Origin of the sequence: Streptomyces sp. AcH 505 (genome assembly GCF_000818175.1) — a bacterium.
Taxonomy (GTDB): Bacteria; Actinomycetota; Actinomycetes; order Streptomycetales; family Streptomycetaceae; genus Streptomyces.
Genome location: NZ_JTIY01000001.1, coordinates 1,549,539 through 1,562,229, shown reverse-complemented (window position 1 = coordinate 1,562,229; position 12,691 = coordinate 1,549,539). Strand labels below are relative to the sequence as shown.

General features: G+C 68.7%; 12 protein-coding genes, 3 tRNA genes and 2 pseudogenes. 14 read left to right on the top strand and 3 right to left on the bottom strand.

Translation table 11 applies throughout. The annotated features are described in order from the left end of the window. A pseudogene (locus HY68_RS44830) lies at nt 1-729 on the bottom strand (hydrolase); the annotation flags it as partial. 242 nt (nt 730-971) lie between these two features. Between HY68_RS44830 and HY68_RS07220 the strand changes: the two are divergent. The 8 genes and pseudogenes from HY68_RS07220 to HY68_RS07185 form a co-directional block, all read left to right on the top strand. Continuing rightward, a tRNA-Thr gene (locus HY68_RS07220) sits at nt 972-1,044 on the top strand. Nucleotides 1,045-1,091: 47 nt separating this feature from the next. Beyond that, nucleotides 1,092-1,164: transfer RNA gene (locus HY68_RS07215), tRNA-Met, on the top strand. Between the two features lie 120 nt (nt 1,165-1,284). After that, entirely contained in the window at nt 1,285-1,449 is a 165-nt protein-coding gene (gene rpmG / locus HY68_RS07210; protein WP_003956487.1) for a 50S ribosomal protein L33, read from the top strand. An 87-nt stretch (nt 1,450-1,536) separates the two neighbouring features. Continuing rightward, nucleotides 1,537-1,989: a MaoC family dehydratase N-terminal domain-containing protein gene (locus HY68_RS07205; protein WP_041985820.1), complete on the top strand. Its 453-nt coding sequence runs from the start codon at nt 1,537-1,539 to the stop codon at nt 1,987-1,989. 5 nt (nt 1,990-1,994) lie between these two features. Further along, nucleotides 1,995-2,423 carry a MaoC family dehydratase gene (locus HY68_RS07200; RefSeq protein ID WP_041985816.1) on the top strand — a complete coding sequence of 143 codons (429 nt, stop codon included), beginning with the start codon at nt 1,995-1,997 and terminating at the stop codon, nt 2,421-2,423. 170 nt (nt 2,424-2,593) lie between these two features. Then, the gene (locus HY68_RS07195) at nt 2,594-3,163 is read left to right on the top strand and encodes a TetR/AcrR family transcriptional regulator (protein ID WP_198533226.1); all 570 of its coding nucleotides are present in this window, start codon (nt 2,594-2,596) and stop codon (nt 3,161-3,163) included. A gap of 100 nt (nt 3,164-3,263) precedes the next feature. Beyond that, nucleotides 3,264-4,727 carry a DHA2 family efflux MFS transporter permease subunit gene (locus HY68_RS07190; protein ID WP_041985813.1) on the top strand — a complete coding sequence of 488 codons (1,464 nt, stop codon included), beginning with the start codon at nt 3,264-3,266 and terminating at the stop codon, nt 4,725-4,727. Nucleotides 4,728-4,822: 95 nt separating this feature from the next. After that, nucleotides 4,823-5,893 (top strand): annotated as a pseudogene (locus HY68_RS07185) (UDP-N-acetylmuramate dehydrogenase); the annotation flags it as partial. 12 nt (nt 5,894-5,905) lie between these two features. On the opposite strand, the gene HY68_RS07180 reads toward HY68_RS07185, so the two are convergent. Next, on the bottom strand, nt 5,906-6,934 hold the full coding sequence (locus HY68_RS07180) for an adenosine deaminase (RefSeq protein WP_041985808.1): 1,029 nt from the start codon (nt 6,932-6,934) through the stop codon (nt 5,906-5,908). A 129-nt stretch (nt 6,935-7,063) separates the two neighbouring features. Then, nucleotides 7,064-8,290: a pyridoxal phosphate-dependent aminotransferase gene (locus HY68_RS07175; RefSeq protein WP_041985805.1), complete on the bottom strand. Its 1,227-nt coding sequence runs from the start codon at nt 8,288-8,290 to the stop codon at nt 7,064-7,066. 225 nt (nt 8,291-8,515) lie between these two features. Here HY68_RS07175 and HY68_RS07170 point away from each other — a divergent pair. The 6 genes from HY68_RS07170 to HY68_RS07145 all read left to right on the top strand — a co-directional run bounded on the left by HY68_RS07170 (nt 8,516) and on the right by HY68_RS07145 (nt 12,510). Beyond that, nucleotides 8,516-8,588 (top strand) — tRNA-Trp (locus HY68_RS07170). Nucleotides 8,589-8,697: 109 nt separating this feature from the next. Then, nucleotides 8,698-8,985: a preprotein translocase subunit SecE gene (gene secE, locus HY68_RS07165; RefSeq protein WP_041985804.1), complete on the top strand. Its 288-nt coding sequence runs from the start codon at nt 8,698-8,700 to the stop codon at nt 8,983-8,985. Nucleotides 8,986-9,056: 71 nt separating this feature from the next. After that, the gene (gene nusG, locus HY68_RS07160) at nt 9,057-9,995 is read left to right on the top strand and encodes a transcription termination/antitermination protein NusG (protein WP_041985803.1); all 939 of its coding nucleotides are present in this window, start codon (nt 9,057-9,059) and stop codon (nt 9,993-9,995) included. A gap of 171 nt (nt 9,996-10,166) precedes the next feature. Beyond that, entirely contained in the window at nt 10,167-10,601 is a 435-nt protein-coding gene (rplK, locus tag HY68_RS07155) for a 50S ribosomal protein L11 (RefSeq protein WP_041985801.1), read from the top strand. An 82-nt stretch (nt 10,602-10,683) separates the two neighbouring features. Then, on the top strand, nt 10,684-11,406 hold the full coding sequence (gene rplA, locus HY68_RS07150; RefSeq protein ID WP_041985798.1) for a 50S ribosomal protein L1: 723 nt from the start codon (nt 10,684-10,686) through the stop codon (nt 11,404-11,406). A gap of 168 nt (nt 11,407-11,574) precedes the next feature. Continuing rightward, nucleotides 11,575-12,510, top strand: a complete 936-nt coding sequence (locus HY68_RS07145) for a hypothetical protein (protein ID WP_347560397.1) — start codon at nt 11,575-11,577, stop codon at nt 12,508-12,510. Nucleotides 12,511-12,691: the final 181 nt, after the last annotated feature.

Genomic DNA, 12,691 nt, shown 5'->3' with positions numbered 1-12,691 from the left:
GGCGTCGGCGGGCAGCCGGGACAGCCCGCCGCACGGGCCGAGGGTCACCCCGGGCCGCAGCCCGGCCACCATCGCGGCGAGCCGGGCCAGCCGCGCCGGATCGTCACCGTCCGTATGCAGATCGACCGGGCAGCCGTGCTCGGCTGCCACCTCAAGCACCGCCTCCGCGTATCCGGACGGGTCGGGGTCGAGATCGGGGCAGCCGCCGACCGCCCCCGCGCCCATCTTCACCGCGTCCCGCAGCATCGCGAGGCCGTCGGCGCCCGCGACCCCCGTCAGCAGCCTCGGCACGGGTACGACCGTCAGGTCGCAGAGCCCGCGCAGCGAGCGCCGCGCCTGGAGCACCGCCTCAAGGCGGCCCAACTCCTGGGCGCCGCCGATCCGTACGTGCGAGCGCAGCGCCGTCGCGCCATGGCTGAGCTGGAGCAGCGCCGCCTCGGTCGCACGGCGCTGCACGTCGTCGGGGGAGTAGGGGACGGGCCCCTCGGCGGTCAGCGCCGTGTCGCTGTGGGCGTGCGGCTCCGCGGGGGCCGGGAGCAGCAGATAGCCGTCGAGGTCGACCCGGGCGCCGCGCGCGATCAGGCTGCCCGCCGTGCCGACGGCCTCGATCCGGCCGGCGCTGAGCCGTACGTCGACGGTGCGGCCGTCGGCGAGCCGGGCGCCGCACAGGACGAGCGCCGTGGTGTCGGCCGTGGCGCCGTCGGACGGCTGCTGCTGGCTGTCGGGCATCGCGCTCCTGGTCGGCTCGGCTCTCGGGGCGCTGGGTCGGGCCTGCGGTGGGCAAGATCACGCAGCGTGAGTCGAGCCTAAGCGGGCTGCTGGCAGCCTTCTGGGAGGGGCGCAATAGTCGTACCGGCGAGCCCACCTGTGGCCTACGAGACACCTGGGGACAGGTGGGGTGAGAGGCGTGCAAGGGGCACGGAAACGGATTTGGGCGATCGGCGAGGGACCGTGTAATGTCTTCATCGCTCGCCCCAATAGCTCAGTCGGTAGAGCGTCTCCATGGTAAGGAGAAGGTCTACGGTTCGATTCCGTATTGGGGCTCCGGTGTTCGGTGATCCTCGCCTCCGGGCGAGGAGATCCAACATCGAAGCGGTGTAGCTCAGTCGGTAGAGCAAGCGGCTCATAATCGCTGTGTCACCGGTTCAAGTCCGGTCACCGCTACACACAGTAGCCGATTGCGGGGTCGGTCCTTCAATCGGCTACTCTTCTTTGCGTTCATCTGTTTGAAGTGTTTGTCCGTTTTTTCGTTCATCCCGTCCATTCCGTCCAAGGAGCACTCACGTGGCTGCCACCGACGTCCGCCCGAAGATCACGCTGGCCTGCGTGGAGTGCAAGGAGCGGAACTACATCACCAAGAAGAACCGGCGTAACAACCCGGACCGTCTTGAGATGAAGAAGCACTGCCCGCGCTGCAACTCGCACACAGCGCACCGCGAAACGCGCTGAATCAGGCTCGTATGCGAGGCCGTCCCCTCTGGGGGCGGCCTCGTGTCGTTTGATGTGGGCACACACTCATCAGGAGGGAGCGAGTCCATGGCGCTCGATCAGTCCTTCGTGGGGCGGAGCTACCCGCCCACCGAGCCCTACGAGGTCGGCCGGGAGAAGATCCGCGAGTTCGCCGAGGCGGTGGGCGACCCCAATCCGGCGTACACCGACCAGGACGCGGCGAAGGCGCTGGGGCACAGCGATGTGATCGCCCCGCCCACGTTCCCGTTCGCGATCACCTTCAAGGCGGCGGGCGATGTCATCGCCGATCCGCAACTGGGTCTGGATTTCAGCCGGGTGGTGCACGGCGACCAGAAGTTCGCGTACTCGCGCCCGGTACGGGCCGGCGACCGGCTGACCGTCACGTCGACCATCGACGCGATCAAGTCGCTCGCGGGCAACGACATCATCGACGTACGCGGCGAGGTGCACGACGAGTCCGGCGAGCATGTCGTGACCGCCTGGACCAAGCTGGTGGCGCGCGCCGCCGAGGGGGCGTGAGACCGGTGACGGCGAAGATCGGTTACGACGAGGTCGAGGTCGGTACGGAGCTGCCGGCGCAGAGCTTCCCCGTCTCGCGGGCGACGCTCGTGCGGTACGCGGGGGCGTCGGGGGACTTCAACCCGATCCACTGGAACGAGAAGTTCGCCAAGGAGGTCGGCCTGCCGGACGTGATCGCGCACGGCATGTTCACCATGGCGGCCGCGGTCCGTGTGGTCACCGACTGGGTGGGGGACCCGGCGGCCGTCGTCGAGTACGGGGTGCGCTTCACCAAGCCGGTGGTGGTGCCCAACGACGACAAGGGCGCGCTGGTCGAGGTCAGCGCCAAGGTCGCGGCCAAGCTGGACGACAACCGGGTCCGGGTGGATCTGACGGCCATGAGCGCGGGACAGAAGGTGCTGGGGATGTCCCGCGCCGTCGTCGCGCTGGCCTGAGCCGAGCCGGCCTGGGATACCGCTGAGCCGGGCCGGGTCTGCGCTGAGCCGGGCCGGGTCTGCGCTGAGCTGCACGTATGTAAGGGGTGTCCGCAATGGCGGACACCCCTTACGCATAGGCCGCAGAACTGCGGTTGACAAAGTAAGTGAGTGGCCAATAACCTTTTCGCATGGTCAGGATGAGCGCAGAAGAGCGACGCGAGAGCGTCATCCGCGCGGCGGTCACCGAGTTCTCCCGCAGCGGCTACAACGGCACCTCGACGGAGGCCATCGCCCGCCGTGTCGGTGTCTCGCAGCCGTATCTCTTCCGTCTCTTCCCGAACAAGCAGGCGATGTTCCTCGCCGCCTCGCAGCGCTGCCTGGACGACACCAGCCGGCTCTTCAGGGAGGCGTCCGAAGGGCTGGAGGGCGAAGACGCCGTCCACGCCATGGGCATCGCCTACCAGCGGACCATCGCCGAGGACCCCGAGAAGCTGCTGATGCAGATGCAGATGTACGCGGCGGTCGCCGCCGCCGAGGCCGAGGGTGACCACGAGTTCGGCGACTCGGTACGGGCCGGCTGGGAGCGGCTGTGGGACACGGTCCACCTGGCGCTCGGTGCCGACGAGACCGAGACCACCGTGTTCCTCGCATTCGGCATGCTCATCAACACCCTGGTCTCGCTGGGGTTTCCGGCCGGGCATCGCGTCTGGTCGGAGATCTACGAGTCGTCGCACCCCGTCGGCGATCCGGCGAACTGAACAACCCCGCGGCACCCCGCGGGTCACTTCATGTCCAGCAAAGTTAGTCATCGATAACTAACAAAGTCGGCGGCATCCGGGCCGCCGACGGGGGAGAGTCATGAACCAGCAAGCAGAACTCCAGCAGCCGAAAGCCCGCGGCTCCCGAGCCACCTGGGCCCTCGTCATCACCGGCGCCGCCAGCTTCATGGCGGCCCTGGACAACCTCGTCGTCACCACCGCACTGCCCTCCATCCGCGAGAACCTCGGCGGCAAGCTGGAGGACCTGGAGTGGACGGTGAACGCCTACACGCTCACCTTCGCCGTCCTCCTCATGTTCGGCGCGGCCCTCGGCGACCGGTTCGGCCGCCGCAAGCTGTTCATCGTCGGGCTCTCCGTCTTCACCGGCGCTTCGGCGGCGGCGGCGCTCGCCCCCGGCATCAACACACTCATCGCGGCACGGGCCGTCCAAGGGGTCGGCGCGGCGATCATGATGCCGCTCACCCTCACCCTGCTCATCGCCGCGGTACCCGCCGCCAAGCGGGGCGCTTTCCTCGGTATCTACGGCGCCATCACCGGACTCGCCGTCGCCAGCGGTCCGCTCGTCGGGGGCAGCCTCACCCAGCACCTCAGCTGGGAGTGGATCTTCTGGCTGAACGTGCCGATCGGCCTCGCGCTGATCCCGCTCGCCCGGCTGCGCCTCGAAGAGTCCCACGCCCCCAACGCCCGCCTCGACGTCCCCGGCACGATCCTCATCAGCGCCGGCCTCTTCGGCATCGTCTACGCCCTGGTCAACGCGAACTCCGACGGCTGGACCAGCGCGACCGTGCTGCTCGGCCTGATCGGCGGCGCCGTCCTGATCGCCGCCTTCGTACGCCACGGCATCCGCCGCCCCGACGCCATGCTGCCCATGCGGCTGTTCAAGATCCGCGCCTTCGCCGGCATCAACGGCGCCAGTCTGCTGATGTTCCTCGGCATGTTCGGCTCGATCTTCCTGCTCAGCCAGTTCCTGCAGACGGTCGTCGGCTACTCGCCCACCGAGGCCGGGCTGCGGATGCTCCCGTGGACCGCGATGCCGCTGATCGTCGCCCCGGTCGCCGGACTCATCACCGACCGCATCGGCGGCAGGCCCGTCGTGGTCGCGGGACTCGCCCTGCAGGCCATCGGTCTCGGCCTCTTCGCGGTCGTCCTCGCCCCCGACGTCTCGTACGGCGCGCAGCTGCCCGCCCTGATCATCAGCGGTATCGGCATGGGCCTGTACTTCGCCCCCGCCGCCACCGTGGTCATGTCCAGCGTCCGCCCCGCCGAGCAGGGCATCGCCTCCGGTACGAACAACGCGCTCCGTGAGGTCGGCGGCGCCCTCGGTGTCGCGGTCCTCGGTGCGGTCTTCGCCGCCCAGGGCGGTTACGAGACACCCGACAGCTTCGTCGACGGCACCGTCCCCGCCCTGTGGATCGGCGCCGGCATGGTCGCGGTCGGCGCTCTGCTCGCCCTCCTCATCCCCGGTCACCGCAGCAAGCAGGCCACGACGGCGGAAGAGGCGAGCGACGAGCCGACCGACGAGCGTGCGCCCGCAGCGGTCTGATCCCGCCACCGACCGGCACCAGCACCCAACACCAGCACCCGGCACCAGCACCCGCCACCACGGTCCGTGGTCCGCCTTCGAGGCGGGCCACGGACCGTACTCTTGTCCCCGTGCAGGAACTACACGACGCCCCCCTCGCCCCCCTGACCACCTTCCGCCTCGGCGGCCCCGCGACCCGGCTCGTCACCGCCACCACCGACGACGAGGTGGTCACGGCCGTACGCGAGGCCGACGCGGCCGGCACCCCGCTGCTGATCATCGGCGGCGGCTCGAACCTGGTCATCGGGGACAAGGGCTTCGAAGGCACCGCCCTGCGCATCGCCACCACCGGCTTCCGGCTCGACGGCACCACCCTGGAACTGGCGGCCGGCGAAGTCTGGACGGACGCTGTCGCCCGCACCGTCGAAGCGGGCCTCGCCGGCGTCGAATGTCTCGCCGGCATCCCCGGGTCCGCCGGCGCCACCCCGATCCAGAACGTCGGCGCCTACGGCCAGGAGGTGTCCGCCACCATCACGGAGGTCGTCGCCTACGACCGCACCACCGGCGCCGTGACCACCCTCACCAACGCCGAGTGCGAATTCGCCTACCGGCACAGCCGCTTCAAGGAACAGCCCACCCGCTGGGTCGTGCTGCGCGTCCGCTTCGCCCTGGAGGACGCCGGCGGCCTCTCCGCCCCGCTCAAGTACCCGGAGACGGCGCGCGCGCTGGGCGTCGAGGCGGGCGAGCGGGTCCCCGCGGCCACCGCACGCGAGACCGTGCTCAAGCTGCGCGCTGGCAAGGGCATGGTCCTGGACCCCGAGGACCACGACACCTGGTCGGCCGGGTCCTTCTTCACCAACCCGATCCTTGACGACGGCGAGTTCGAGTCCTTCGTCGCCCGCGCCAGGGTCCGGCTCGGCGGCGACATCACGCCGCCCGCCTTCCCCGCGGGCGAGGGCTTCACGAAGACGTCGGCGGCCTGGCTGATCGACAAGGCCGGCTTCACGAAGGGGTACGGCACGGGCCCGGCCCGTATCTCCACCAAGCACACCCTGGCCCTCACCAACCGCGGCGCGGCGACGACGGAGGACCTGCTCGCACTCGCGCGCGAAGTGGTGGGCGGAGTACGGGACGCGTTCGGGATCACCCTCGTCAACGAACCGGTGACGGTAGGCGTCAGCCTCTGAGTGAGCGGCCGGTCAGCTCGCCAGCCAGCCGTCGATCCCCGCCAGCAGCGCTTCCCTTACGCCCTCGGGCGCTGCCGACGCCCGTACCGACTGCCGCGCCAGCTCGGCCAGTTCGGCGTCGGTGAAGCCGTTGTGCTCCCGGGCCAGTTCGTACTGCGCGGCCAGCCGCGAACCGAACAGCAGCGGGTCGTCTGCGCCCAGCGCCATCGGGACACCCGCGTCGAACAGCGTCCGCAGCGGTACGTCCTCCGGCTTCTCGTACACCCCGAGCGCCACGTTCGACGCGGGGCAGACCTCGCAGGTCACCCCGCGCTCGGCCAGCCTGCGCAGCAGCCGCGGATCCTCGGCCGCCCGCACGCCGTGGCCGATCCGGGCGGCGCGCAGATCGTCCAGACAGTCCCGTACGGAGGCGGGCCCGGTCAGTTCACCGCCGTGCGGCGCCGCCAGCAGCCCGCCGTCCCTGGCGATGGCGAAGGCCCGGTCGAAGTCCCTGGCCATACCGCGCCGTTCGTCGTTGGACAGTCCGAAGCCGACCACGCCGCGGTCCGCGTAGCGCACGGCGAGCCTGGCCAGTGTCCTGGCCTCCAGCGGGTGCTTCATCCGGTTCGCTGCGACCAGGACGCGCATGCCGAGGCCGGTCTCTCGGGACGCGCTGTCCACGGCGTCCAGGATGATCTCCATGGCCGGGATCAGACCGCCGAGATGCGGGGCGTACGACGTGGGGTCGACCTGGATCTCCAGCCAGCCGGAGCCGTCGCGCACGTCCTCCTCGGCGGCCTCGCGGACCAGCCGCCGGATGTCCTCGGGCGACCGCAGACAGGACCGGGCGATGTCGTAGAGCCGCTGGAAGCGGAACCAGCCCCGCTCATCGGTGGCGCGCAGCTTCGGCGGCTCGCCCCCGGTCAGCGCCTCGGGCAGATGTACGCCGTACTTGTCGGCCAGTTCGAGCAGGGTCGTGGGCCGCATGGACCCGGTGAAGTGCAGATGCAGATGGGCCTTGGGCAACAGGCTCAGGTCGCGCGGGCGGGTGGTGCTCTCCATTCCAAGATCCTGCCGTAAGAAAACGTCTCCCGGCACCCACTTTCCCCCATCGGGTTCCGGCCGAACGAAGAATCGGGCCCCCGGCGGTCGCCGGAGGCCCGATTCACCGTACGCGCGCGGGGCGGGTGCTCAGTCCTTGGCCTCGGCCAGCAGCTTCTGCATCCGCGCGACGCCCTCGACCAGGTCCTCGTCGCCGAGCGCGTACGAAAGGCGCAGGTAGCCGGGGGTGCCGAAGGCCTCGCCCGGTACGACGGCGACCTCGGCCTCGTCCAGGATCAGCGCGGCCAGCTCGACCGACGACTGCGGGCGCTTGCCGCGGATGTCCTTGCCCAGCAGGGCCTTCACCGACGGGTACGCGTAGAACGCGCCCTCGGGCTCGGGGCAGACGACGCCGTCGATCTCGTTCAGCATCCGCACGATGATGCCCCGGCGCCGGTCGAAGGCGGAGCGCATCTCGGCGACGGCCGACAGGTCGCCGGAGACGGCGGCCAGCGCGGCGGCCTGCGAGACGTTGGCCACGTTGGACGTCGCGTGCGACTGGAGGTTGGCCGCCGCCTTGACCACGTCCTTGGGGCCGATGAACCAGCCCACCCGCCAGCCCGTCATCGCGTACGTCTTCGCGACGCCGTTGACGACGACGCACTTGTCGCGCAGCTCGGGCACGATCGCGGGCAGCGAGGTGAACGTCGCGTCGCCGTAGACGAGGTGCTCGTAGATCTCGTCCGTCAGTACCCACAGGCCGTGCTCGACGGCCCACCTGCCGATGGCCTCGGTGTCGGCCTCGCTGTAGACCGCGCCCGTCGGGTTGGACGGGGAGACGAAGAGCACCACCTTCGTACGGTCCGTGCGGGCCGCCTCCAGCTGGTCGAGCGAGACGCGGTAGCCGGTGGTCTCGTCGGCGACGACCTCGACCGGGACCCCGCCGGCCAGCCGGATCGACTCCGGGTACGTCGTCCAGTACGGAGCGGGGACGATGACCTCGTCGCCCGGGTCGAGGATCGCGGCGAAGGCCTCGTAGATGGCCTGCTTGCCGCCGTTGGTCACGAGGATCTGCGACGCGTCGACCTCGTAACCCGAATCACGCAGGGTCTTCGTCGCGATGGCGGCCTTGAGCTCGGGGAGGCCGCCCGCGGGCGTGTAGCGGTGGTACTTGGGATTGCGGCAAGCCTCGACAGCGGCCTCGACGATGTAGTCGGGTGTCGGGAAGTCGGGCTCGCCCGCGCCGAAGCCGATCACCGGACGCCCGGCGGCCTTGAGGGCCTTGGCCTTGGCGTCCACGGCGAGGGTCGCGGACTCGGAGATCGCGCCGATGCGCGCGGAGACCCGGCGCTCGGTCGGAGGGATTGCAGCGCTCATGTCTCCCATGCTCCCAGACCTGAAACGTCCCTGGTACACAGGTTTCGTACGATGGACACATAAGACGATGCGCAGCGAACCGGGCAGTCCCCGTTCGTCGCGGAGTTAGCTGTTCGACGTCGGGCCTGTGACCACGTACACTCACTCGTCGTTGGCCTTCGTCAGTCACGTCCCACAGGGCACTCCGTGCACCCGGTCGGATGCGGTAGGTTGGGGCAAACACAAAGGGTCGTAGCTCAATTGGTAGAGCACTGGTCTCCAAAACCAGCGGTTGGGGGTTCAAGTCCCTCCGGCCCTGCTACGCACACCTTCGCCAGGGTGTGTGCGCATGTACGAACATTCACTGCATCGCCGTGCGGCTCCCCCCGGGCGCGGCATGGCCACGACCCGGAATCAGGTGAGAGAGCGTGACGGACGCCGTGGGCTCCATCGACAAACCTGATGCCGATGATGATGAGTCCGTAGAGTCGAAGAAGCCCCGTAAGGGTGGCAAGCGCGGCAAGAAGGGCCCTCTGGGCCGGCTCGCGCTCTTCTACCGTCAGATCGTCGCCGAGCTGCGCAAGGTCGTCTGGCCGACTCGCAACCAGCTGACGACGTACACCACAGTGGTGATTGTCTTTGTTGTCATCATGATCGGTCTGGTGACCGTGATTGACTATGGCTTCAACAACGCAATCAAGTACGTCTTCGGCTGATCCCGCGAGGGCGCCCGACGCGGCGCCCCTTTCGCGTGTGCCACCCATTTAGCCAGGAAGAAGCAGCCACCGTGTCTGACCCGAACCTGAACGACGCCAGCGAGGCGGTCGAGTCCCGAGAGGACGAAACCGACATCGTCGAGGCGGCGGACGCTGTCGAGCCAGACCAGGCCGAAGCCGCTGACGCCGCGGCGGGCGAGCCGGCCGAAGAGGCTGCCGTCAACGCCGAGCAGGTCGAGGAAGAAGACGGCACCGAGGCGGACGAGGTCGAAGAGGCCGTCGCGGCCGCCGAGGGCGAAGGCCTTGACGCGGACGCAGAGGCTGACGACAGCGACGCCGAAGCCGACTCCGCCGCCGACGACGACGAGGAGCCGGCCGAGGCCGCGCCCGCCGTCGACCCGGTCGAGGCGCTCCGCCAGGAACTGCGCGGTCTGCCCGGCGAGTGGTACGTGATCCACACCTACGCGGGCTACGAGAAGCGCGTGAAGGCCAACCTGGAACAGCGCGCCGTCTCGCTCAACGTCGAGGACTTCATCTACCAGGCCGAGGTCCCCGAGGAAGAGATCGTCCAGATCAAGAACGGCGAGCGCAAGAACGTCCGCCAGAACAAGCTCCCGGGCTACGTCCTGGTGCGCATGGACCTGACGAACGAGTCCTGGGGCGTCGTCCGTAACACCCCCGGTGTCACCGGCTTCGTGGGCAACGCCTACGACCCGTACCCGCTGACGCTGGACGAGATCGTCAAGATGCTCGCCCCCGAGGCCGAGGAGAAGGCAGCCCGCGAGGCGGCCGAGGCCGAGGGCAAGCCGATGCCGGCCCGCAAGGTCGAGGTCCAGGTGCTGGACTTCGAGGTGGGCGACTCGGTCACCGTCACCGACGGCCCGTTCGCGACGCTGCAGGCGACGATCAACGAGATCAACGCGGACTCGAAGAAGGTCAAGGGCCTCGTCGAGATCTTCGGTCGCGAGACCCCGGTCGAGCTGAGCTTCGACCAGATCCAGAAGAACTGAGCAGCCACCACTTCTGGAACAACAGCTTCCGACCAGGTCAGACAGGTGTTCCTACCTGTCTGACCTGTCGGTTTTGGCCGTGCAGCTATACCCGTTATCGTTGTGCGGTATGCCTCCATCCGGATGACCGGGTGGCTGGCCGATAACTCTCACTAGGACCCGGAGAGAGCAATGCCTCCCAAGAAGAAGAAGGTCACGGGGCTCATCAAGCTCCAGATCAGTGCCGGCGCCGCCAACCCGGCCCCGCCGGTCGGCCCCGCGCTGGGTCAGCACGGCGTCAACATCATGGAGTTCTGCAAGGCCTACAACGCCGCGACCGAGTCGCAGCGTGGCATGGTCGTGCCGGTCGAGATCACGGTCTACGAGGACCGCTCGTTCACCTTCATCACCAAGACGCCGCCTGCCGCGAAGCTGATCCTCAAGGCTGCCGGTGTGGACAAGGGATCCGGCGAGCCGCACGTCAAGAAGGTCGCCAAGCTCACGCGCGACCAGGTGCGGGACATCGCGACGACCAAGATGCCCGACCTGAACGCCAACGACCTGGCCGCCGCCGAGAAGATCATCGCCGGCACCGCCCGTTCGATGGGCATCACGGTCGAGGGCTGAGTCCAGCCCCGTACGTCCCAGTGGCAGGGCCATGCGCGGCCCGCACCACGAACTCCACACCTGAAGAACCACAGGAGAAGAAGTGAAGCGCAGCAAGTCACTCCGCAACGCGGACGCGAAGATCGACGCGGAGCGTAACTACGCCCCGCTCGAGGCCGTCCGCCTTGCCAAGGACACCAGCACGTCCAAGTTCGACGGCACCGTCGAGGTCGCCATGCGCCTGGGTGTGGACCCGCGCAAGGCGGACCAGATGGTCCGTGGCACCGTCAACCTTCCGCACGGCACCGGCAAGACCGCCCGGGTCCTGGTCTTCGCGACCGGTGACCGTGCCGAGGCAGCGCGCGCCGCGGGCGCCGACATCGTCGGCGCCGACGAGCTCATCGACGAGGTGTCGAAGGGCCGTCTGGACTTCGACGCCGTCGTCGCCACCCCTGACCTCATGGGCAAGGTCGGCCGTCTCGGCCGTGTCCTCGGCCCGCGTGGTCTGATGCCGAACCCGAAGACCGGCACCGTCACCCCTGACGTCACGAAGGCTGTGACGGACATCAAGGGCGGCAAGATCGAGTTCCGGGTCGACAAGCACTCGAACCTGCACTTCATCATCGGCAAGGTCTCCTTCGACGAGACGAAGCTGGTCGAGAACTACGCCGCGGCGCTGGAGGAAGTCCTCCGTCTGAAGCCGTCGGCCGCGAAGGGCCGTTACATCCGTAAGGCCGTCCTCGCGACGACGATGGGCCCCGGCATCCCGCTGGACGCCAACCGCACCCGCAACCTCCTCGTCGAGGAGGACCCGGCGTCCGTCTGACGTCCCCGACGTCCGACAAAGGCTGGAACCGGCCGGTCCCCGCACCTCGTTGAGGTGCGGGGACCGGTTTTTCTGTTGATTTGCTGTCAGTGGCGTGGGTTATCTTCTTGAGGTGGTCTTGACCATCGGGGTCAGCGCCAACTGCACAATCTGGGGTGGGAAATGAACATGTCCGCATTCACACGTGGGGGCGTGGCACTGACGGCTGTGGCCGTCATTGCCGGCGTTGCGGGCTGTACGAGCGATGACGGGAAGAAGGACGACGGAGCGGCGAAGCCGGCCGCCTCGAAGAAGGCGGACGCCAATCCTGCCGCGGTCCTGACCGCCGCGTACAAGAAGACCTCCGGGGCGAAGTCCGCGAAGATCAGCATGAAGATGACGACGCCGGCCGCCGCGGCCCAGGGCGCGGGCAAGACCGAGACGGTCACGATGTCCGGCGTCATGGCCTGGGACCCGACGGCCATGGACGTGACCATGGACGGTTCGGCGCTCGGTGCCGAGCCCGGGGCGCCGGAGAAGATCCGGATTCTCATGCTCAAGGACGTCACGTACGTGGACATGGGAGCCGCCGCCGCGAAGCAGGAGGAGTTCGACGGCAAGCGCTGGATGAAACTGGACGTCGGCAAGCTGTCGAAGTCGGCCGGCAACCCGGCGAGTTCGATCGGCACGCTGGGCGGCCTGAAGAACGCGAACCAGGACCCGTCGCAGCAGCTCGCCATGCTGGTGGACTCGCCCAGCATCAAGCACGTCGGCCCGGAGAAGGTCGACGGCGTCCAGGCGGAGCACTACCGGGGCAGCCTGACGTTCCAGGAGATGCTGGACACCAACTCCGCCGCCGACACGCTCACGCCGAAGCAGCGCAAGGACCTCGTCGCCGCCATGAAGACGGCCGGCATGAAGACCTACAACACGGACGTCTGGGTCAACGCCGACGGCTACCCGGTCCGGCTCGACGTCGTGATGGACATGAAGCAGGGCAAGACCAGCATCAGCGAGCACTTCTCCGACTACGGCACCCCGGTCACGGCGACGCCGCCGGCCGCGGCTGACACGTTCGACCTCATGAAGATGATCAACGACATGGCAGCCGACAGCGGGGCCTGATCCCCGGTGTCCGGCAGGCGATTTGCCTGCCGGACCCCCGCTCCCGTACTCTCCACATGAAGCCAAAGACCGCTGGTCGTTGCCGTGCGCTCGCAAGAGGGCAAGGCGGCCGAAGGATCCGCTAGCTGCGGACGACCCGCGCAGGTGATCGAGGAGAGTTCCCGGACGTCGTCCGGTTGAG